Origin of the sequence: Sediminicola luteus, from assembly GCF_002514735.1 — a bacterium.
Lineage (GTDB): Bacteria > Bacteroidota > Bacteroidia > Flavobacteriales > Flavobacteriaceae > HQA918.
The window spans coordinates 98,430-121,065 of sequence record NZ_NBWU01000004.1; the positions used below are offsets into that span (position 1 = coordinate 98,430).

The 22,636-nt window shown below is 42.3% G+C and carries 20 protein-coding genes and 1 other RNA gene; 8 read left to right on the forward strand and 13 right to left on the reverse strand.

The window, feature by feature from the left end; all coding sequences use genetic code 11:
* Positions 1-18 precede the first annotated feature (18 nt).
* From B7P33_RS12735 to B7P33_RS12755, 5 genes are all read right to left on the reverse strand, one after another.
* On the reverse strand, positions 19-657 hold the full coding sequence (locus tag B7P33_RS12735) for a hypothetical protein (RefSeq protein WP_216359389.1): 639 nt from the start codon (positions 655-657) through the stop codon (positions 19-21).
* A 180-nt stretch (positions 658-837) separates the two neighbouring features.
* On the reverse strand, positions 838-1,515 hold the full coding sequence (locus tag B7P33_RS12740) for a response regulator (RefSeq protein WP_097442968.1): 678 nt from the start codon (positions 1,513-1,515) through the stop codon (positions 838-840).
* An 8-nt stretch (positions 1,516-1,523) separates the two neighbouring features.
* Positions 1,524-2,513 (reverse strand): sensor histidine kinase, encoded by a 990-nt coding sequence (locus B7P33_RS12745; protein ID WP_097442407.1) that lies wholly within the window; start codon positions 2,511-2,513, stop codon positions 1,524-1,526.
* A 177-nt stretch (positions 2,514-2,690) separates the two neighbouring features.
* Entirely contained in the window at positions 2,691-3,083 is a 393-nt protein-coding gene (locus B7P33_RS12750) for an acyl-CoA thioesterase (RefSeq protein WP_097442408.1), read from the reverse strand.
* On the reverse strand, positions 3,083-4,123 hold the full coding sequence (locus B7P33_RS12755) for a glutaminyl-peptide cyclotransferase (protein WP_097442409.1): 1,041 nt from the start codon (positions 4,121-4,123) through the stop codon (positions 3,083-3,085). The genes B7P33_RS12750 and B7P33_RS12755 overlap by 1 nt, the downstream gene beginning before the upstream one ends.
* A 196-nt stretch (positions 4,124-4,319) precedes the next feature.
* On the opposite strand from B7P33_RS12755, the gene ffs reads away from it, so the two are divergent.
* The 3 genes from ffs to fsa all read left to right on the forward strand — a co-directional run bounded on the left by ffs (position 4,320) and on the right by fsa (position 5,992).
* An RNA gene (ffs, locus tag B7P33_RS12760) (signal recognition particle sRNA small type) lies at positions 4,320-4,418 on the forward strand.
* A 69-nt stretch (positions 4,419-4,487) separates the two neighbouring features.
* The gene (locus B7P33_RS12765; protein ID WP_097442410.1) at positions 4,488-5,297 is read left to right on the forward strand and encodes an SDR family oxidoreductase; all 810 of its coding nucleotides are present in this window, start codon (positions 4,488-4,490) and stop codon (positions 5,295-5,297) included.
* A 41-nt stretch (positions 5,298-5,338) separates the two neighbouring features.
* Positions 5,339-5,992: a fructose-6-phosphate aldolase gene (fsa, locus tag B7P33_RS12770; protein WP_097442411.1), complete on the forward strand. Its 654-nt coding sequence runs from the start codon at positions 5,339-5,341 to the stop codon at positions 5,990-5,992.
* On the opposite strand, the gene B7P33_RS12775 is transcribed toward fsa, so the two are convergent.
* The gene (locus B7P33_RS12775) at positions 5,989-7,386 is read right to left on the reverse strand and encodes a TlpA family protein disulfide reductase (protein ID WP_097442412.1); all 1,398 of its coding nucleotides are present in this window, start codon (positions 7,384-7,386) and stop codon (positions 5,989-5,991) included. The genes fsa and B7P33_RS12775 overlap by 4 nt on opposite strands.
* A gap of 166 nt (positions 7,387-7,552) precedes the next feature.
* On the opposite strand from B7P33_RS12775, the gene B7P33_RS12780 reads away from it, so the two are divergent.
* From B7P33_RS12780 to B7P33_RS12790, 3 genes are all read left to right on the forward strand, one after another.
* Positions 7,553-9,181, forward strand: a complete 1,629-nt coding sequence (locus B7P33_RS12780) for an ABC-F family ATP-binding cassette domain-containing protein (RefSeq protein WP_097442413.1) — start codon at positions 7,553-7,555, stop codon at positions 9,179-9,181.
* 35 nt (positions 9,182-9,216) lie between these two features.
* Positions 9,217-10,320: a hypothetical protein gene (locus B7P33_RS12785; protein WP_097442414.1), complete on the forward strand. Its 1,104-nt coding sequence runs from the start codon at positions 9,217-9,219 to the stop codon at positions 10,318-10,320.
* Positions 10,321-10,428: 108 nt separating this feature from the next.
* Complete coding sequence (locus B7P33_RS12790; protein ID WP_097442415.1) at positions 10,429-10,962, forward strand: fasciclin domain-containing protein; 534 nt, start codon at positions 10,429-10,431, stop codon at positions 10,960-10,962.
* A 72-nt stretch (positions 10,963-11,034) separates the two neighbouring features.
* Here B7P33_RS12790 and pheT read toward each other — a convergent pair whose 3' ends face one another.
* Positions 11,035-13,458 carry a phenylalanine--tRNA ligase subunit beta gene (gene pheT / locus B7P33_RS12795; RefSeq protein ID WP_097442416.1) on the reverse strand — a complete coding sequence of 808 codons (2,424 nt, stop codon included), beginning with the start codon at positions 13,456-13,458 and terminating at the stop codon, positions 11,035-11,037.
* 231 nt (positions 13,459-13,689) lie between these two features.
* Between pheT and B7P33_RS12800 the strand changes: the two genes are divergently transcribed.
* The gene (locus B7P33_RS12800; RefSeq protein WP_097442970.1) at positions 13,690-14,913 is read left to right on the forward strand and encodes a peroxiredoxin family protein; all 1,224 of its coding nucleotides are present in this window, start codon (positions 13,690-13,692) and stop codon (positions 14,911-14,913) included.
* 81 nt (positions 14,914-14,994) lie between these two features.
* Here the strand turns inward: B7P33_RS12800 and leuB are convergent, their stop codons facing one another.
* The 4 genes from leuB to B7P33_RS12820 are packed head-to-tail and all read right to left on the reverse strand — an operon-like array spanning position 14,995 to position 19,300.
* The gene (gene leuB / locus B7P33_RS12805; RefSeq protein ID WP_097442417.1) at positions 14,995-16,113 is read right to left on the reverse strand and encodes a 3-isopropylmalate dehydrogenase; all 1,119 of its coding nucleotides are present in this window, start codon (positions 16,111-16,113) and stop codon (positions 14,995-14,997) included.
* Positions 16,114-16,122: 9 nt separating this feature from the next.
* Positions 16,123-16,713 carry a 3-isopropylmalate dehydratase small subunit gene (leuD, locus tag B7P33_RS12810; RefSeq protein ID WP_097442418.1) on the reverse strand — a complete coding sequence of 197 codons (591 nt, stop codon included), beginning with the start codon at positions 16,711-16,713 and terminating at the stop codon, positions 16,123-16,125.
* A 5-nt stretch (positions 16,714-16,718) separates the two neighbouring features.
* The gene (gene leuC / locus B7P33_RS12815; RefSeq protein ID WP_097442419.1) at positions 16,719-18,104 is read right to left on the reverse strand and encodes a 3-isopropylmalate dehydratase large subunit; all 1,386 of its coding nucleotides are present in this window, start codon (positions 18,102-18,104) and stop codon (positions 16,719-16,721) included.
* 23 nt (positions 18,105-18,127) lie between these two features.
* Positions 18,128-19,300, reverse strand: coding sequence for a 2-isopropylmalate synthase (locus tag B7P33_RS12820; RefSeq protein ID WP_097442420.1), 1,173 nt, complete (start codon positions 19,298-19,300; stop codon positions 18,128-18,130).
* A gap of 147 nt (positions 19,301-19,447) precedes the next feature.
* On the opposite strand from B7P33_RS12820, the gene B7P33_RS12825 reads away from it, so the two are divergent.
* Positions 19,448-20,992 carry a hypothetical protein gene (locus tag B7P33_RS12825; protein ID WP_097442421.1) on the forward strand — a complete coding sequence of 515 codons (1,545 nt, stop codon included), beginning with the start codon at positions 19,448-19,450 and terminating at the stop codon, positions 20,990-20,992.
* On the opposite strand, the gene B7P33_RS12830 is transcribed toward B7P33_RS12825, so the two are convergent.
* Positions 20,989-21,465 (reverse strand): nuclear transport factor 2 family protein, encoded by a 477-nt coding sequence (locus B7P33_RS12830; protein ID WP_097442422.1) that lies wholly within the window; start codon positions 21,463-21,465, stop codon positions 20,989-20,991. The genes B7P33_RS12825 and B7P33_RS12830 overlap by 4 nt on opposite strands.
* Complete coding sequence (locus tag B7P33_RS12835; RefSeq protein ID WP_097442423.1) at positions 21,452-22,618, reverse strand: aminotransferase class V-fold PLP-dependent enzyme; 1,167 nt, start codon at positions 22,616-22,618, stop codon at positions 21,452-21,454. Before B7P33_RS12835 ends, B7P33_RS12830 begins: the two co-directional genes overlap by 14 nt.
* Positions 22,619-22,636 lie beyond the last annotated feature (18 nt).

Genomic DNA, 22,636 nt, shown 5'->3' on the forward strand with positions numbered 1-22,636 from the left:
GCATAGGTTGTTAGGTGGTTACTCATTTAGCATGAATTGGTTACCAGGAATAATTCGTTTATGATTGAGATCATAGATCATAGCTTCGTCTTGGCCTTCAAAATAGAGTCCCCAATACCCAAAATAATCACAACCTTCACAAGATTTCTGGTTCTGAAAGGGCTCAAATTCCGTCCCATTTTGAAATTTGGCTTCCTCAAAAACGGGTAAGTATATTTCATAGGGCATTTGACTATACCCTTGGGTTAAAAACACCTGATGCTTCATTAGGGCGGCAAAAATACCATAGAGGTTACGCGAAATACTTTGTCTATGAATCCTATGTATGGTAATCGAAGTATCTTTTAAAAAAAGGGTCAATTCCTCAATATCAATTTCACGTTCTAATTGAGTGCCTATATGCAACAAAGATGACTCTAAGGAAAAATCGTCGCTCAATTCTCCAAATTTCAGATGCTCTTGCCAATATTGTTGATTGAAAAAGGATAGTAATTCAGCCAACCTATAATTGCAATGCATTTCTATACTGAGGTCTAAAGATGTCCCCTGATCTGCAAACGGAACTAAATTTACATCGGCAAAGAAATCGCGCTCCAATTTTCTCTTGAACCCGTTTAAATCGGAAATTTGGATTGGATTTCGATGTAAAGAATGCATTATTTTCGATTGCCTAGAATTGTCTGAATTCGGTATCATACCCCTAGAATTTTACTTACAATCCAAAATTAGGGGTTACAAATCAAACGTAAAGCATGAAAACCATAAAAAAACTAAGGTTTTTACGGTTATTCCTTAAATGAACACGTTTTTTCCTGTTTTTTACACGAATAATCCATATTAAATGAAGCCGCGACGCCTCGCTTCAGCAATCAAAGCCTGATCATTTTGTTTCTCGATATCAAAGATTCTCTTCAGCTGTCTTTTCCTATTTTCTATCCCAGCAAGGGACAAAGTGACAAAATTCACTAGGTCTTTAGTCTTCGTACCCACAGATAAATGATAAAGTATCTTTTTGTCGTTTTCGTCTAAAGGAAGATCGTTTGCCATTCGCCTTCGAATCGCGTTAAGGGCGGTTCTCGAATAATAGGGTATACTATTACTAACACTTTCTACCATTTGACGCAAGTTGGATTGATCTATTTCCGATTTCACCATATAGCCATCCGGATCAACGTTGTTCAATAAACTATTGATCCTATAATTATCGCTATACGTAGATAAGAAAACCAATTTGGCCTCTGGAAGGAGTTCTTTGGCCAGCTTGCCTAAATCTTCACCGGTATATAAATTTTCAGAATCGGCCAACTTTAACTGAAGATCAAACAGCAAAATATCATAGGCCACCGATTTAGATGCAATTTCAATTTTATTTTTCCCCTGTTCATAGTTTGAGGCGATGTCTACCCTTACCTTTCGACCTTGACATTCAAACTCTTCTAAAATATACTTGTAACCTACCAGGGTCATTTGATGATCATCTACGGCTAGTATTCGGAAAGGGTCGGTTTGGGACATGATTGGGGTCAATTGTTAATTTCAACAGGAACAGTTCGTGATGCCCCTAAGCGATTATCGGTTAATTCTAATTCAACTGAAATATAGGTACCTTTCCCCAACTTACTCTCCACTTTCCATTGACCACCTAGTTTCTTTACCCGAGACTCAATATTCTTCAGGCCAATTCCTTTACGTTGTTTATCAAAAGAAAAGCCCTGTCCATTATCAGCAACAACCAATTGCAAGACCCTGTCTTCTGTTTTCAGTACTACATCCACAAAATCGGCTTGCGAATGCTTTATACTATTATGAAGGCATTCTTGGATAATACGGTAAAGATTAATTTTGAATTCACCATGAAGTGAATCCCAATCAATTCCTTCAGTATAATCGAAACGGTAGGCCATATCCTCGGTTGCCAAAGAAACCTCCAATAATTCTTCAATTGAGAAAATGAAATTATAAACCTTTTGATAGGAAGCATGGCTAAGTTCATGCGACATTAACCTTAATTCTTCCTCAACCTCTTGCATTTTATCGAGAACTTTTTCCCTTTCTTTAATTATAGCCTCTCCTGATTTATCGTTCAAACTTGACAATATCAATCGTATACCCAATAATTGCCCTAAAATACCATCGTGCAATTCTTCCGATATGCGTTTTTGTGCCATTTGTTTTCCTTCTAAAAGTTTTTCTTTTTGGCCCAGCATCGCCTCAAAAATACGTTGATTATGTTCTTGCTCTTGCTGCCTAAACTTTAACTTTTGGTTTTTGAGATACTGTTGAAGTAAAACGGAAAGGGTCAATATCAAAAGAAACAATCCAACGGCAATCCCAACCCATAAACGTTTTTGGTTTATAACCTCGAAACCGTCAGAGTTGGTAAATTGTTTAGAAACAACAATTTCCTCAATATTTAAACCAGACCTATCTAAAGTGAAAAATTCTTTGGAAAGTTTAGTGGCCAAAGCAGGGATTCTCGCACCGTAATCGTGTAAAAGCCAATCTTGCGACATCTTACCAACTACATTTTCGCTTCCACATAAAAACAGTATCAAAACAATAATGATTATGGAGAACTTATGTCTAACCAATAGTTGTTTTTATACAATTTTATTCTAAAAAATGAAGTCCCTGATTGCGTATTGGACTTCCATCAGGGTTAAGTTAACGATATTTATGAAAACAACAAACTAAAGCTTGAACAAGCTCGAGATAACTTCAGGAACTTTTTTGGGGCGTAGGGTAGTGGCGTCTAATAAACACCACTCGGTAACGGCATCGATTAACAGGGCATCAGTAGTTTTCAAATACATCTGTACAACCCGTTTACTCAGATACCCCCGGTTTTCTGCTATATAGGTACGAACCCGTACCGTTTGACCTAGAACCGCGGCCTTTTTGTACGTAATATTATGGTTTCTGACCACCCAAATCATATTTTTTCTCAAATCTACGGGAACAACGGAGTTCCAATGCGCTTTGGCCACATCTTGCATCCATTGTACATATTGTACATTGTTCACATGGTCGAGGTCATCTAAATGGGCCGGTAATACCTCAATTTCCGATTCGTAGGTTTCCATTACTTCTTGAAAATTTTCACTTCGAACATTTTATCCCAGTTTTTACCAGTAACGAAGAAGGTTTCCCTTTCTTTATGGTAGGCGATACCGTTGAGTACATCGAGCTGTTGGTGCTGTTCCACTTTGTTCTTTAGCCCTCCAAAATTGATTACACCCACGATGGCTCCTGTTTTGGCATCAATGATCATCATGCTTTCTTTTTGATATACATTAGCATAGATAAAGCCATTTACATACTCAAGCTCGTTGGTTTCTTTATACATAGATTTATGGGTAACCAACTCTATATAATCTTCTTCGATCAAGGTTTCGGGGTTTAAGCGCCAAACACGTTCAGAGCCATCGCTCTTATACAACTTTTCCCCGTCGTTGCATAGGCCCCAACCTTCTTTACTTTGGCCGTATTTAAAAGAACCTGTTTTTTCTAAGGTATTTAAATCGTAAACAAAGCCAATTCCTTTTTGCCAGGTAAGTTGATATATCTTATTATTTAATATGGTAAGGCCCTCCCCGAAATAAATATCATCTAAAGCAATATTCTTAAGAACCTTTCCAGTCTTAAAATCTACCTTTCGCAAGCTAGACTGACCATTTCTTCCCGTACTTTCATAGAGGGTATCCCCAACGAATTCCAAGCCTTGTGTATATGCCGTTTTATCGTGCGGATACTCGGCCAAAACTTCATAAGTATACACATCCGGGGCTTTGGCCGCGAAAACTTTAAGGCTTTTCTCAACAACACTTTCACCTTCTTCGTGTGTTATGCTTGCTTTTAAAGTTTTATTGCCTAAGCGCTCTACATTCAACGCAAGTGAACCATTGGTAAACTTTTGTTCAACCCCATCTATGGTGTACAATACCGACTTAATTTCAACCCCTTCTTTATTCTTTAGCTGTAGGACAATATCGGAACCATTTCGAAACCCCTTGTTTTTTTCGGTTATCTGAATTTCGAACATCTGTGAAGCGGTTTTACCACCACCACAAGACAATAATAGCAAAAAGGCGAAAAGGGTAAGTCCGTATTTTATGGCGTTCATAATAGTGGTTTTGGTAGGCCAAGTTATCCATTTCCGTCAAGACCAAGAAATTTAGTAAAACTCTTTAACTAGCATATTGCCTTTTTGCGCAACCGATATAGCACATACTCAATACAATGTAAAATTCTTGAGGTAATCTTTATTATTTACTCTATAAACTAATTGTAAATCTAGCATTATGTAGTATATTTGCAGTCGGCAAGTCCTACACGACCAGCTCCTGTAGAATCCCCCAGGGCGGGAACGCAGCAAGGGTATACGGTTGTAGCGGTGCGATGTAGGTCGCTTGCCGATTTTTTTTGCCCTAAACTTTCCCACAGCCCACATTTTTCTTCGTTTCTTTGCTACTTATTCTACAACAGCTATGCGTAAAAAGGTAGTTTTGATTACTGGAGGCTCTTCCGGAATCGGTAAGGCCATTGGTCAATTTCTAACCCAAAAAGGATATGAGGTTTTCGGTACGACGAGAAACTTGGCAAAAAACCAAGGTTTTTCCGATTTTCAATTGTTGGAAATGGACGTACACAATGCCCAATCGGTAGCCACGGCCGTTTCGCAGGTTATTACCCAAAGCGGTCGCATCGATGTTTTGATCAATAATGCCGGGGTTGGCATCACCGGACCCATTGAAGAAACCCCTGATACCGAGATACATCATGCCTTTGAAACCAATCTTTACGGCCCCATACGGGTTATGAAATCGGTTTTGCCCCATATGCGGGAACAGGGTAGTGGTTTTATTATTAATATTACCTCGATTGCCGGCTATATGGGCCTACCTTACCGGGGTATCTATTCAGCTACCAAGGGTGCCTTGGAATTAGTAACCGAAAGCATACGCATGGAGGTAAAAGGATTCGGGGTACAGGTAACCAATTTGGCCCCTGGGGATTTTGCTACCAATATCGCATCGGGCAGGTACCACAGCCCTGTATTAGAAGATTCGCCCTATAAAGAACCTTACGGGTTTAGCCTAGAGACAATGAACGCCCATGTAGACGAAGGCCAAGAGCCTACAGTGGTAGCGGAAAAGGTGTATCGTTTAATTCAAAAAAAACAGCCTAAAGTACACTATTTGGTAGGTAGTTTTATGCAGCGTTTTTCAATAGTGCTAAAAAAACTATTACCCGATAGAATGTACGAACGTATGCTACTCAATCACTATAAATTGTAGTTTTGCACCATATTATTTTAAGAACACCATAAACCTATAGAATGAAGTTTTTTATAGACACGGCCAATCTAGGTCAAATTAAGGAAGCCCAAGATCTTGGGGTATTGGATGGGGTTACCACAAACCCTTCATTAATGGCCAAAGAAGGTATTACCGGCAAGGAGAACATCTTAAAGCATTATGTAGACATTTGCGAAATTGTTGAAGGTGATGTTTCTGCCGAGGTTATTGCTACGGAATACGAGGCCATGATCGCCGAAGGGGAGGAGCTTGCCAAACTACACGACCAGATCGTAGTTAAAGTTCCGATGATCAAAGATGGGGTTAAAGCAATCCGTTACTTTTCTGAAAAAGGTATCCGTACCAATTGTACCTTGGTATTCTCTGCGGGACAAGCCCTATTGGCCGCCAAAGCCGGTGCTACCTATGTATCGCCATTTATCGGAAGGTTAGACGATATCTCTACAGACGGATTAGGCCTAATCGAAGAAATTCGTTTAATCTACGACAACTACGGCTTTGAGACCCAAATATTGGCTGCCTCAGTACGCCATACCATGCATGTTTTGGAATGTGCCAAAATCGGTGCCGATGTCATGACTGGGCCGTTATCTTCTATCGAAGGTTTATTAAAGCACCCATTAACAGATATCGGATTGGCTAAATTTTTGGCCGACTATAAAAAAGGAAATTAATACTTCTGGCCTTTAAAAGGCTGATGAATACTGGCAAAGGCATTGTCAATACGGCCATCGCGAACCACGATGCCTTTGTCTAGTTTATCGATTATAAGTGTACTTACCGCCTTCTTATAATCCAGGGAACGGAAATTACGTTTGGCATCTAATCCGTAAGATTCTACATTTCTTTTGTATTGATCCGATTCGGTTCGAATACTAATCCCAACGAATTCAAAATCCGGGTAGGCCTCGGATAGTTGGGCAATTTTGCGACTTATATTACCCAAATGTCTGGGTTGGGTGGCTGTCCAAAAATAAAATACCACATCTTTTTTACCCGCAATATTAGACAAGGCTACTTGTTTGCCTTCAAAATTCTCCACCATTAAATCGGGTACCGGATTACCAGGTTGCATATTTTGAAGTGCCATAAAGAGATCGGCCACTTCTTTTTTATGGTTTCCATTAGCCGATAAGGCCTGAAAACGCTCTAAAAAGTCATAACTATGTGCGTCTACCCCTTTACCATTAATATAATATTGGGTAGCCACACTACGGAAAAGGTTATCACGTAAATCGCCATCGACCACCAAACTATCTACCAAATTCAACTTGTGCACATTAAAATGGTAGTGTTCGTATTTAAAATTCGAATCGTCGCTGCATCCTTTTAGACAAGAAGCATAAGAGAGGTTATCGATATAGTATTTTACAAAATCGTAATAGGGTTTATAATAGGTAAGGTCATGGTTGTCGAAGGCCAAACTCTTCCTATGGGCGTAAAAATCCTTAGGTAAAGAATCCCAAACATTCTCACCTGTATACTTTTTATGTTTATGCGGGTATTTTTCCTTGTAAAGATTCAAAGGATAATCGATACTGGCCAATCCCAATTTTAGGGCACCTTCTTTCATTTCAGCATCCTTTACCATTTCGTTGAAATGATCGATTTTAGGTCTACGAATGGAATCCATACATTTTTCGAAGGCATCTACGTCCTTCCTAAATGAAGCTCCAACAAAGGGTAACTCTCGTTCGTGCTCCAAGAACATATCCAACAAAAAGTTATTGATCTGTTTGCCGGATCCATCGAACACCAAAGACTCGTCAAAATCCTTGGTATTTAAACGTAAGACCAAGCTATCGCCGTCTACCAAATAGACATATTGATATTCTGGCGCATGCTCAAAACTATATAACCCATCGGAAAGGGTATCGAATTTGAATTGAAAACGGTTATCGGAATCAAGTTTACAGGAATCAACGGCTTTCTCGTCTTTATACAGAATTACATAGTCGGAAGTAGGGTTGACAATCTCACCCCCGAAAAAGGTATAATTCTCTTTATTTTGGGGACCACATCCAGTAAAGAGCGGAATGGTGGCCAAAGCAAGTAATAGTTTGTTCATATAGGGACTTAGCAACTACACCTAACAAATCTAAGTAACCCCTAGGCTCTAGCTTGTTAACAGGGCGTTAAAAATTCGTTTAAAAGGGTTAAAACCAGTTTGAAAAACAAGCTACACACCTATATTTTTTTGCTACTTTTGCAGCGCAAATTCAAAAACCAGATATATGTTATCCGTTTCCAATTTATCCGTACAATTCGGAAAAAGGGTATTGTTCGACGAAGTAAACGTAAGCTTTACCCAAGGAAATTGCTATGGGATAATCGGTGCCAATGGGGCCGGAAAATCTACATTCCTTAAAATTCTTTCGGGTCAGCAAGATTCCACTTCGGGGCATGTTCACCTAGAACCGGGAAAACGTATGTCTATCCTTGAACAAAACCACAATGCCTACGACGAATTCCCGGTATTGGAATCGGTAATCATGGGTAACAAGCCTTTGTTCCAGATCAAAAAGGAAATCGACGCCCTCTATGCCGATTATAACGATGCCAATGCCGATCGCATTGGTGAACTACAGGTGCAATTTGAGGAAATGAACGGCTGGAACGCCGATAGTGATGCAGCGGCCATGTTATCGAACCTGGGTATTTCAGAAGATCTGCATTATACCCAAATGCGTGATTTGGACTCTAAACTAAAGGTGCGGGTATTGTTGGCCCAAGCCCTTTTCGGAAACCCCGATGTGTTGATTATGGATGAGCCTACCAACGATTTGGATTACGAGACCATCTCTTGGTTAGAACATTTTTTGGCCAACTACGACAATACGGTTATCGTGGTATCGCACGACCGTCACTTTTTAGATGCCGTTTGTACCCATATCGCCGATATCGATTTTGCCAAGATCAATCTGTTCTCGGGTAACTATACTTTCTGGTACGAAAGTAGCCAATTGGCGGCCAGACAAAGGGCCCAACAAAACAAAAAGGCCGAGGAAAAAGCTAAGGAACTACAAGAATTCATACAACGTTTCAGTGCCAACGTAGCCAAGAGTAAACAGGCTACTTCACGTAAGAAAATGTTGGATAAATTAAAGGTAGAGGATATTAAACCCTCTAGTAGGCGCTATCCAGCGATTATTTTTGAGCGCGAACGCGAAGCTGGTGATCAAATCTTGAATATCGAAGACCTATCGGCTTATTCGGAGGACGGTGACCTGCTTTTCGAAAAAGTAAACGTTAACCTAGCCAAAGGCGATAAGGTGGCCATAATCTCTAAAGACTCTAGGGCCACATCTGCTTTTTACGAAATTTTAAACAACAACAAAGAGGCCAAAACCGGAGCGTTTCAATGGGGGGTAACCACCAACCAATCGTATTTACCGGCCGACAATGCCACATTCTTTCAAGATCCCATCAATTTGGTCGATTGGTTGCGCCAATATGCCAAAACCGAAGAAGAAAAGGAAGAGGTGAACATCAGAGGCTTTTTGGGCCGCATGTTGTTTAGTGGGGAAGAGGCCTTAAAACAATGTACCGTACTTTCGGGAGGTGAAAAGGTACGCTGTATGTTAAGCCGTATGATGCTACAACGTGCCAATGTTTTAATGCTAGACGAACCGACCGGACACTTGGACCTAGAGAGTATCACCACCTTTAACAACTCCTTGAAGAATTTTAAAGGTACCGTACTGTTTACTACCCACGATCACGAATTTGCACAGACCGTGGCCAATCGCATTATAGAATTGACGCCATCGGGTACTATTGACCGTTATTTAACGTTTGATGAATATATGTCTGACCCTAATATTCGTGAGCAGCGTTTAAAAATGTACGCGCAAAAAGCATAACATATACTGGGGTTTGCCATTAAAACCCCAGTCTTATGAAAACCTACCAATTACTACTCGGCCTATTAATATTAATGTTTATTGGCGGATGCTCCGAAGGGGGCACTGGCGAATCGGGCGAACCCGTTGACGCAGGTGTGCCAGTTTCCTATTACCTCACTGAAGCTTCTGGGAGCGACATTGTTTTCAATGGTCTACAAGGCGACAAGAGCCAAACTAAAAGTGTTCCCACATTTTTGAGCGGTATCACGGACCTACCGAATACCTTAACCCATAAACGGGCGAATCGCTGGCTTAGCTTTGGCCAAACCGATTGTCAAGCCACCCTAACCCTTATCGATTTTGCCGACCAAACTACCAACCAATTGGAAATACCTGTTGGTTTTGTTGACTTTTGTGAGGCCGAGATTATTTCCATTGCCCAAAACAGCACCCATATATTCGTGGCTTACCAACAAAATGGCTCCGGATTTATCTTCTCGATAAGTAATGATCTTAGCGCCACCCAAGCCCTGGAAAAAGTCACCCTCGACCAGGTTCCTGAACAAATATTGGCCAGTGAACAGCGGGTTTTTGTTAAAATCAAAGAACAAGACGAGCTTCAGTTACTAAATCTGAACGACCTTGATCTCCGCAGCTCGATACAGATTACCCCGGATTCCAAAAAACTATTGGAAACCCCTAAAGACAACATTATCATCCTATACGACAACCAACATGTTGTACTATCGGGTACTGGGGTAGAAATTAACCGCACCCTGTATCAGGCGGGTAGTCAACCCAACTTTGATCTGAACATGCCCTTAGGTTTTTTCAATGACAAAGTGGCCTATCATAGAACGGACGGTCAATTAGGAAACGGGCCGGCCCTATACGACTTCCCATCGAAAACGGTGGTTTTGTTCCTACTCACCAATTTTATGTCGGAACAAGACCTTGACGTCAAATACGATTTCTCAAAAATCACCGCCATTGGTATGGATTCAGACAATGGATTACTTTTGATTGGTTATCAAAAAAAGGAAGCCGGAAAAGGGGGATTGTTTAGAATATCTACCCAAGGAAAACCAAAACTACTGGACAATAATGACTTAGGCTTCGTACCAAAGGACATTTGGTCGTTCCCAAAAACGGAATAATGTTAAAATTCGATTAAATGTTAACAAAAGATGCATTTCGTCGATGATATATGATATTTAATCGTATTTTCAAAGCCCGGAAAATCAACCCTATCCGGTCTTTTGAAAATGAGAATACACCTGCTAAGCCTAGTATTAACCATCTTTTTATTCGGAAATGTTCGTGCCCAAGACGAATCTGTTCATGCCATGGCAACCCGTCTGGAGCGCTTAGATAATTTTAAGGTTACGGAGACCCGTGGCTGTTTTAGCTATACCGAAGCCCTCCGCTATCTGGAATTGGAAGAACTTATTGATCACAGTGGCCCATTTACCGTTTTTATACCCAAAACGGAAGCTTTCGATCAGGCTTCGGTAGGGCACGCCTTGGATAAAAAATCGTTGTATGCTTTAACCACCTATCATTTGGTAGCAGGTAAGATTACTGCCGCCAAAATGTTACAAATGATCAATAGGAGTGGGGGCAAGGCCACCTTGACCACCGTAGAAGGCAGTAAATTACAACTAGCTTTTGCAGGCCTTGATATTGTAATTACCGATAGTGCGGGCAACACGACCATTATTACGGAAGCCGACCAAAATCAAGGTAAAGGCATAAGCCATACCATAAGCGGCGTTTTACTACCGCAGTCTTTAAAATAAGGAAAGAATTGGGTATAAAAAAGCCCGGAATGCATCCAGGCTATTTTATAAAAATTTGATTAATTTCTATAACTACCGCAATTCCGCGCCCAATTTAGTCTCAAAGGTTTTACGCAACTTATCCATGATCTTATCGATCTGCTTATCCTTTAAGGTTGCTTTTTCGTCTTGTAAGGTAAAACTAACCGCATACGATTTTTTCCCTTTGGGTAATTTATCCCCAGTGTACACATCGAAAAGTTCTACCTGCTTTAAAAGCTTGCGTTCACTTTGTAAGGCCAGCTGATTAATTTCAGTAAAGGCCACACCTTCATCCAACAACAGGGCAAAATCCCTTTTTACGGCAGGGAATTTGGGCAAATCTACAAAACCGATCTTGGTCCTTGAGGCCCAAAGTAATAGTTTTGACCAGTCTAAATCGGCATAGAGCACCTCTTGTTTTATTCCAAATTGTTTTAAGACACTCGATTTAACCACACCAAATGCACCTACTTTATCCTTGGCGATCCTAAGACTTAAGCTTTCTGAAAACAGGGGATGTTCTTGCGCTTTAAAACTAAAATTGGAAATACCTAGGCGTTGAAGCACCCCTTCCAACTGCGATTTCAGATAAAAGAAACTGGCCGGATTACCTGTAGAATTCCAAGAGGCCGTCTCGCGTTTGCCCGTTACCCACAACGCCAAATGCTTTTCTTCTTCACGTGTTTCGGCATATTGGTGATAGGTTTTGCCGTATTCAAAGAAGCACAACGAATCGTTCTTTCTATTAATATTATGGGCTATGGATTCCAATCCGCCAAAAAGCATTTGTTGGCGCATAACCGAAAGATCGGAACTTAGCGGATTCAATAAGGTTACTGGGGTATTGGGTAAGCCATCTACTTCGTCATATGCGGGTTTGGTTAAGCTATTGGTCAAAATCTCGTAAAAACCATTAGAAGCGAGATAACCACCCACTACATTTTGCAACCTATGATCATCATATTTATCGGTAGGGGCAATGGAGGCATTTAACTTGGTACTGAAATCGACCTGGTTATAACCATACACACGCAATATCTCTTCTATAACATCTACTTCACGCTCCACATCTACCCTATAGGCAGGTATTTCAAGACCCAGACCAGATTCAGAAACGTTCTTCACCTTAATCTCTAAAGAGGTTAAAATGGATTTTATGGTCTCGGCCGGAATCTCTTGTCCGATCAACCCATGGATTTTTTTATAAGTCAAGAACACCTGTTTGGGTTCCACCTTTTTCGGATAAAGATCTTCGATATCGGAAGTAAGATCACCACCGGCCACTTCTTGGATCAGAAGGGCGGCACGCTTTAAGGCATACTCAACGGTATTAATATCAATGCCCCGTTCGAACCTAAAGGAAGCGTCGGTGTTTAGTGCGTGTCTTTTGGCCGTTTTTCGAATGGACACCGGATCAAAATAGGCACTTTCTAAGAAAATGGAAGTCGTATTTTCGGTAACCCCCGAATCAAAACCCCCAAAAACCCCAGCAATACACATAGGGTTATCTTCCCCATCGCATATCATGAGATCTGCGGCGTTCAATTTCCGCTCTTCCCCATCTAAACTAACAAAGGGCGTATCTTGGGGCAAGGTCTTAACTCGAATGGTATTCCCTTTTACCTTAGCGGCATCAAAGGCATGCAAGGGCTGCCCCAATTCGTGCAGTACATAATTGGTAATATCGACCACATTATTGATTGGGTTCAAACCAATGCTTTTCAATCTATTCTTTAACCAGTCCGGTGAATCTTGTACAAGAAGATTGTTAATGGTTAGACCACAGTAACGCGGCGCCAATTCAGGGTTCTCTACTTCGACATCGAAACGCAACGAACGGTTTTCTACATTAAAATTACTAACCGAGGGCGTTATCAATTCTTTGGATATCTCTTGTTGTTTTAAACCGGCCCTTAGATCACGGGCTACGCCAAAATGACTCATGGCATCGGCCCGGTTCGGGGTGAGTCCGATTTCAAAAACCTGATCGTTTTCCAGTTCAAAGACCTGGGCTAGGGGAGTACCCGGTTCTAAAGCGTTGTCCAAAACCATAATGCCATCATGGCTTTGACCTAGACCCAATTCGTCTTCGGCACAGATCATACCATGACTTTCTTCGCCACGAATCTTGCCTTTCTTTATTTTCCAAGCCTTGCCTTCGGCATCAAAAAGTTCGGTACCCACAGTAGCCACCGGAACTTTTTGACCTGCGGCGACATTTGGGGCACCACATACGATTTGAACAGGAGAACCATTTCCTAAATCTACCTGGGTAAGCCTTAAACGATCGGCATTCGGATGGGGAACACATTCAACTACATGCCCAATAACCACACCTTTTAAACCACCTTTAACAGATTCATATTCCGATATTCCTTCTACTTCCAGCCCCAGGTCGGTTAATAAGGCACCCGTTTTTTCGACATCCCAGTCAACTTCGACAAACTGTTTTAACCAATTGTAAGAAATTTTCATTCCGGTTCTCTTAAACTATAGATTTTATCTTCCTTATCACAAGCACATAGTAGCTTTACTCCAGAAGATTTTATTATTTCCTCAAAAATGATTTAATTAGGATAAGATTCCTTGGAGACCCCGCATAAATCCAATCGGTAAAGATAAGATAAAGGCGAAAGACATTCAAAACCTGCTTACATAATTTAGATTTGTAAGGAGTTGGTGCCAGGGCGTACTAATACCAGACATATGACCAAATTTCTACTTCCCGTAATAATGGTGGCATTTTTGTTATCCTGTGGCCCCGCTGTTGATGAAAAATTACAACTTGGGCATTGGCACGCGCAAATGGAGGTAATGGACGGAAAGACCTTGCCCCTGGATATGAAGGTAAGTCAGGTTGACTCTGGCGCTTACCACATAGAGTTTCACAATTCAGACGAGCGCTTCGAGGTCGATGAACTTGAGTTTAATGGGGATACCATTACCATCCGTATGCCGGTTTTTGAAGGCTATATCCAAGGGGTTTTCGATAATCACAGCATCAAGGGCCATTTTATAAAGGAAAGTTTGGACCGCCATGTACATTTTCAGGCCGACTTTGGTAAAATCCCACGATTCAGGGTATCCGAATTGCCCGCAGTAAACGTATCGGGGGTATGGGAGATGGCTTTTTCTGAAAACACGGAGGAAGCCTATGTGGCCCAAGGGGTATTTGCCCAAAAAGATGAAATCGTAACCGGAACCATACGAACACCTACAGGCGATTACCGCTATTTAGAAGGTGTGGTAGAAGGCGATTCCTTAAAACTGTCTACCTTCGATGGCGCCCATGTTTTCCTCTTCTTGGGAAAGATCAAAAAAGGTAGGTTAGATGGTACTTTTTATTCAGGAAACCATTTTAAAGAACCCTTTACAGCCAAGCGAAATGATGCCTTTGAACTACCCGATGAAGAATCGTTGACCTATTTAAAGGAGGGATACGAACGATTAGAATTCAGTTTCCCCGATACCAATGGTAAAATGGTTTCACTGACCGATCCTTATTTTACCAATAAAGTAACCATAGTACAACTTATGGGTACTTGGTGCCCCAATTGTTTGGACGAAAGTACCTTTTTGGCCAATTATGTAAAGGAGCACCCCGAACAAGACATCAAAGTGGTCGCCCTGGCCTTTGAATATGCCAAAACGGAAGAAAAAGCTTTTAAGGGTATACAGCGATTACGAGAGCGTTTGAACATCGATTACCCCATTTTATTGGCCCAATTTGGTACGGAAGATAAAAAAATGGCCCATGAGAAACTGCCCATGTTAAACCATGTAATCAGTTACCCCACGACGATCTTTATCGATAAAATAGGGGATGTACGTAAAATACAGACCGGATTCAATGGCCCGGCCACTGGGGCCAAATATGAAGCCTATACCGAAAATTTCGGCCGTTATGTAAGTAGCTTATTGGCAGAATAAGTAAGTTGATAGCACCAACCAAAAAGAAAAAGACCGATACGGGCCATGCCATATCGGTCTTTTTTATTGAAGTATCCGGTTTTAGATAATCGTCGACTTGCCGGCTTCGATATTTTCATCGTTAAAGCTGATATGCTCGTGTATATCTACAATGCTATGCGCGATAAAATCGCCTACCTGATCGGTTCCGTAATTGCCATCCGGATTCAGGTCGGGAGTAACCACGTTTTTCTCAATAGCCTTATCGACAGCGGCACGTACCGTCGCTGCTTCCTCAGCCAAACCAACATGATCCAACAACATGGATGCCGATAGGATAGAGGCTATAGGGTTGGCGATATTCTTACCGGCCCCTTCTGGGAAAGAACCATGGATAGGTTCGAACATGGCATGGCCATCGCCTACCGAAGCCGAGGCCAATAGCCCGATAGAACCACCGATCACACTGGCCTCATCTGAAATGATGTCTCCGAACATATTCTCGGTAAGGATCACATCGAACTGTTTTGGATTAAGGATCATTTGCATGGCGGCGTTGTCCACAAAAAGGAAATCGAGTGCCACTTCGGGATAGCTTTCCCCAATACGCGTAACCACTTTACGCCACAAGCGGGAAGTTTCCAATACATTGGCCTTATCGATCAAGGTCAGTTTTTTATTTCGGGCCTTGGCGGCCTTAAAGGCCATGTGTGCGATACGCCCGATTTCTTTTTCAGAATATTCACAAAGATCGGATGCTACGGTGCCGTCATCACTCAAGGTCTTTTTACCGAAATAGATGCCACCGGTAAGTTCCCTGTATATGGTAAAGTCGCAGCCAGCCACCTTTTCGGGTCTCAAAGGCGAACGATCGACCAAAGAGGGGTATACTTTTAAAGGCCTGATATTGGTAAACAAGCCTAACTCTTTGCGCAATTTGAGCAAGCCTTGTTCCGGGCGTACCTTGGCCGAAGGATCATTATCGTATTTAGGATCGCCAATGGCACCGAACAATACCACCTTAGACTCTTTACACACTTGTAAAGTGGCTTCAGGTAGGGGGTCGCCCGTATGATCTATGGCAATGGCACCGGCATGGGCCTCGGTAAATACAAAATGATGATTAAACGCCTCCTCTACGGCATGCAGGCATTTTACGGCCTGTTCGGTTACTTCTGGGCCAATACCATCTCCGGGTAATAATGCAATCTTTAACTCCATGGAATATTATTAGTTAGTGCGCTGTTTTTCAAAAATTTCAATAGCCTCTTTCTTACTCAAAAGAAAATCAATATCATCATATCCGTTCAAGAGGCACATTTTTTTATATTCATTGATCTCAAAACTTTCCTTGAGGCCAATGGCATCTAGGCTCAATTCTTGTTTTTCCAAATCTACCACCAGTTCCGTTTCCGGATTTTCACTGATCTTATTCAAAATAGCTTCTAAGGTGGCCTCACTTACTTGAATGGGCAATAAGCCGTTGTTCAAGGCATTTCCCTTAAAAATATCGGCAAAGAAGCTAGAGATTATCACACGAAAACCGTAATCTTCCAGGGCCCATGCAGCGTGTTCCCTACTTGATCCACAACCGAAGTTATCGCCAGCTACCAAAATCTTACCGGTATAGGTCTCCGAATTTAATACAAAATCGGTATTGGGGTTGCCATCTTTATGAAAGCGCCAATCGCGAAACAGATTCTCGCCAAAGCCCGCTTTATCGGTGGCCTTTAAAAATCGGGCTGGAATTATTTGATCGGTATCTATGTCTTTTATGGGCATGGGAATGGCCCTAGATGTCAGTTTAGTGAATTTTTCCATCTTCCTTAAGCGTTTAGGGCGGTTGCTACATCGGTTATCTTTCCTTCTACGGCGGTAATGGCCGCTACCAACGGACTCGCCAATAGGGTTCTAGCGCCTTGACCTTGGCGACCTTCAAAATTTCGGTTGGAGGTAGATACACAATACTCTCCGGCCGGAATTTTATCTTCGTTCATACCCAAACAGGCCGAACAGCCCGCTTGACGCAATTGGAAACCTGCTTCTTCAAAAACTGTTTTTAAACCCTCGGCTTCAATTTGCTTGGCCACTTGTTGTGAACCCGGAACGATCAATGCCGTAACATTATCGGCCTTTTGCTTGCCTTTGATAAAAGAAGCCGCCACACGAAAATCTTCGATTCGGGCATTGGTACAGCTTCCGATAAAAATATAGTTTACGGGTTTGCCCAACAGGCTTTCGCCCCGTTCAAAGCCCATATAACGCAAAGACTTCTCAAAAGAGGCATCTTCCGTAGTAGGTACGTTTTCAGTGATTTTGATACCCATACCCGGATTGGTTCCGAAGGTAATCATAGGGGCGATATCGGCCGCATCGAATTGATATTCTTGATCAAATTCGGCACCTTCATCGGTAGGCAAAGTTTTCCAATAAGCTACTTTCTTATCGAAAGCTTCGTCTTGTGGGGCGAATTCACGCCCTTTTACATAATCGAAAGTCGTTTGGTCCGGAGCGATCATTCCCCCACGGGCACCCATTTCAATACTCATATTACACACGGTCATACGACCTTCCATACTCATATTCTCGAACACGTCGCCGGCATATTCTACAAAATAACCGGTACCCGAATTGGTACCCAACTGGGCGATAATGTATAGAATAACATCTTTAGGCAACACCCCAGGAGCCAAATCACCATTAACGGTAATTCGCATACTCTTGGGTTTCTGTAAGAGGAGGCATTGACTGGCAAAAACCTGGGCTACCTGACTGGTACCGATTCCGAAGGCAATGGTACCGAACGCCCCGTGGGTAGAGGTATGGCTGTCGCCACAAACCATGGTCATACCCGGCTGGGTCACCCCAAGTTCCGGAGCCATTACATGTACGATTCCCTGATACGGATGCCCTAAACCATATAATTCTACCCCAAATTCTTCACAATTTTTGGAGAGCATTTCCACCTGTTTTTTAGACAGGGCATCGGTAATGGGCAAATGCTGGTTTAACGTAGGTACATTATGATCGGCCGTCGCTACTACTTGATCCTTTCTAAACAAAGGAATATTACGTTGTCTTAACTCTGAAAACGCCTGAGGACTGGTTACCTCATGAATCAAGTGTTTATCTATATACAATATTTGGGGACCGTTGGGTACGGTATCTACCACATGGGCATCCCAAACCTTATCAAAAAGTGTTTTTTTCATCGTTTCAATTAGGAAAATAGCGTTTAGGCTAAATTTTCAATCTCAAGTTTACTCAACTCCATAATCAAATGGATGTCGTTATCGGCAACTTCTTTCTTTCTATCGGCAAATTTGAGGAACTCCACATAAACTACATCCAATTGCCTTTTAGACAGTTCGTAGCCCACCTTTTTCGCCCTATAGGCCAATGCGGCACGGCCACTACGGGCGGTAAGAACAATTGAAGATTCATCTACCCCCACATCGGCAGGATCGATAATCTCATAGGTTTCCCTGTTTTTGATTACCCCATCTTGGTGTATACCCGAACTGTGGGCAAAGGCATTCGATCCAACAATGGCTTTGTTCGGCTGTACGATCATGCCCATTTTTTCAGATACCATGCGGCTCATTTCGTTCAGTAAACGACTATTGATGTTGGTATCTAAGTTCAAATCTGGGTGTTGGCGCAAGATCATGACCACCTCTTCCAAAGAAGTGTTTCCGGCACGTTCGCCAATACCGTTAATGGTACATTCTATTTGGCGGGCACCATGCTGTACGCCTGCAATGGAATTGGCCGTGGCCAAGCCCAAATCGTTATGGCAGTGGCAAGACAATATCGCCTTATCGATGCCTTTTACGTTCTCACGCAGGTATTTCATTTTGGCACCATATTCCTCCGGAAGGCAATAACCGGTAGTATCCGGAATATTCAAGACCGTAGCCCCGGCCTTGATCACTTCCTCACAGACCTTGGCCAAAAATTCATTATCGGTTCGACCGGCATCCTCTGCATAGAACTCAACATCTTCCACAAAAGACTTCGCATATTTAACGGCCTCAACGGCACGTTCGATGATCTTATCCTTGGTGGTGTTAAACTTATAACGGATATGGGAATCGGAAGTACCGATACCCGTATGGATCCTAGGGCGTTTGGCATGCACCAAAGCTTGGGCCGCCACTTCGATATCTTTTTTAACCGCACGGGTAAGACCACAGACCGTAGCCTCTTTAACTACCTTGGCGATTTCTGAGACAGAGGTAAAGTCACCCGGGCTCGAAATAGGAAAACCAGCCTCGATCACATCTACCCCCAGCAGGTCGAGGCGTTCGGCGATGATCAGTTTCTGTTGGGTATCCAATTTACAGCCGGGCACCTGCTCCCCATCCCTTAGGGTAGTGTCAAAAATGTGTACTTTCTCTTTACTCATTATATTTACCTATTTTTAGATAACATTACGAAAATATGCGTAGTCCGTTTCCCTGAACAAAACCTCAGCACACTTTTACAATGTTAACTGTCGCAAGACACAACCTAAACAGCTAAATTACAGTTAGTTGAATATTATTTTTTTACGATGACAAATACGCCCAAGGATAGTCTCTTCATTTTGGTAAAATCCTTATCCAAGTCCGAAAAACGGCAATTCAAATTGTATGTGGGTAGGCTAGGTGTAAATTCTGACGCCAAGTTTTTGGCCCTGTTCAACCTTTTGGACAAACTGAAAGACTATGACGAAAAGGCCATCTTGGACGGCGGAATCGTAAAAAAATCGCAGTTATCGAACCTAAAAGCGCATTTATACAAACAGATATTGATCAGTCTGCGCTTAAATCCGGTAAACCAAAGTATTCGCGTACAAATACGGGAACAGCTCGATTTTGCCACCATACTGTACCAAAAGGGACTATACAAACAAAGTTTGAAGTTATTGGACAAGGCCAAGGTGATTGCCGTAGATAACGAGGAAAAGAACATTGCCTACGAAATCGTGGAGCTTGAAAAAATTATCGAAACCCAATACATTACCCGAAGCACCCGTGATCGGGCAGATACCCTAGCCATACAGGCCAAAGAGCTTTCGGCCCTTAATGTGATAACCAGTAAACTCTCCAACCTCTCGTTACAGTTGTACGGGGTTATGCTAAAGCTCGGTTATGTTCGTAACAACAAAGACCTAGAGATGGTCACCGAGTATTTTAAGGCCAAGTTACCCGCCTACGATATTACCAAACTGGGTTTCCGTGAAAAATTGTGGTTGTATAAGGCCCATTTATGGCATAGCCTATTGACCCAAGATTTTTTATCGGCCTACCGCTATTCCAAAAAATGGGTGGCCCTGTTCGATGAGTACCCCGATATGGTGGCTTTAAACCCAGTATTCTATCTTAAAGGCAACCATTATTTATTGGAGTCGCTCTATTTTTTGAAATACGGCACCCAATTCAAAGACACCTTGGAGGCCATGGAGGAAAAACTAAGTGATAAGAACTTTCCGAAAAACGACAATATCACCGCCTTGGGTTTTTTGTACCTCAACTCCAACAAACTGAGCCTTCATTTTATGGAAGGCACCTTTTCAAAAGGATTGTATTTGGTGAATATTATTGAATATGGCATCAAAAAACATAAGGATAAGATAGACCCGCATCATATTATGCTGCTGTATTACAAAATCGGTAGTCTTTATTTTGGTATGGGCGATCATAAAAACTGCATACAGTACCTAAACCGTATCGTGGAGAATAAAAACCTGACCATGCGGGAAGATTTGATGTGTTTTGCCCGGGTATTGAATCTCGTAGCCCATTACGAGGCCGGCATGGATTACCACTTGGAGATACAGTTAAAAAGCACCTATAAGTTCTTACTGAAAATGAACGACCTGCATGCCGTGCAGCGTGAGATGATCAAATTCTTACGAAAACTGGGCAACATTTATCCGTCTGAACTACGTGGGGAATTCGAGAAACTCTACCACGAACTGAAAAAGTACGAAGATCACCCTTACGAAAAACGGGCCTTTTTATACCTCGACATCCTTTCTTGGCTCGAAAGCCATTTACAGAACCGACCCGTGGGCGAGATTATAAGGGAAAAAGCGGTAAAATTGATGCGCTAGGCTTTTTGCGCCATATACTTTTTGAGCATGGCCCTGGTTTTACTTTGTAGTTTCTGCTTAAAGTAAGCTGACCAGCCCAACACGAACCCCATTGGTCCCAAGGCTTGGCGCGACCATTTCCAAAGATCGAAACGATCGACATGGTGAACGATCAAACCTCCTTCGAGCCAAAAATGGGCTTGTATTTTGTTATGTACCTTTCGTTTTTTGGGGCCGTATGCATAATACGCATTCCAATTAGCGGTTACGGTTTGCCCATTATCTTTCACATCGGAGAAATCTATACTTAAATCGGTTCCCCGAGATAGCAACATGGCCCACATCTGTTTGGCGGCATCGCCATGTAGCGTACCAAAAGCGGGGTCGGTAAATACGACATCATCGGCATAACAGGCCTGCATTCCGGCAACATCCTTATTCTGGAAGGCGGTATAAAACCGTGCCACCAAAAGTTCATTTTCATTTTGCGCCATTATGGTAGGTTTTTTCGAACACATCGATCAAGGTAGCGATATCTTCTGTGGTATTGAACATATTCAAGGCAATTCGTATAAACTCTCCCCGTTGGGAAAGAAAAACATGGGCCTCTTCCAAATTACTTTTAAAAACTGTTGCGGAAAGTTCTTTGGGTAATTTAATACCGAACAAATGACTGGAAAAATAGGGCAGGGGTTCTATAGGGACCGTTTTTTCTTTAAAATAGCCCAACAAAGGCAACACCAATTGACCGGTATATTCTTGAATACCCATGGGCGACCATGCCAGGATCTGATCCAGGGCGGCTTCCATCATGGGCATTAAAATAAAATGACTCATTTCGCCTACGTTATATCGGCCCGCCCCTTCGGCATATTCCACAGAATAATTGGTTAGATCGCCAAAATTCCGGGCGTTTTTCCTGTTCATCCAAGATTCTTCCAAAGGTATTCCGGCATGGAATTTCCCAGCAATATACCCCAAAGCTATACCATAGGGTCCCATTAGCCATTTGTATCCGGCACAGATCAAGGCATCGATTTGGCATTTCTTTACATCGATGGGCAGCGCACCAACCGATTGGGTACCATCTACCAAAAAAGCAGCGCCCACGCTGGCACATTTCCCACCAATGGCCTCAAGCTGAAAACGTAAACCTGTCATCCAATGTACCGAGGGCACCAATACTACGGCCGTATCCTTATCTATGGCCTCAAGTAGTCTTGCATTCCAGTCCGCGCCGGGCAGTTCCAAACTCCGGTCTACTTCAACCACCTCCAATGCGGCCCCATTTTCGGTACACCATCGTTGTAGGGAAAAATACCCACTCGGAAAGGCATCGGAAACCGTAATCGCTTTTTTGTGTCCGCCCATTGCGGAAATATTGTTCAATACCGAAGCAAAACCATAAGAAGTTGCCGGTAAACTCACTACCTCATCGGCATGGGCACCGACCAGTTGGGCAAATTTGTTACGTACCCGTGCCTGTCCGTCGAAAAAATCATCGGAACTGATGGTATAGGGCTGCATACTTTTTTGCATAGCGCTTTGTCCAGCTTCGGCAACAGATCTGAGCATGGGTGCCTTATAGGAACAATTCAAATAATGGACTTTGGGGTCTAAGGCAAATAAAGATTTTTGATCTTTCATAAGGTACTTTTTAAGGTC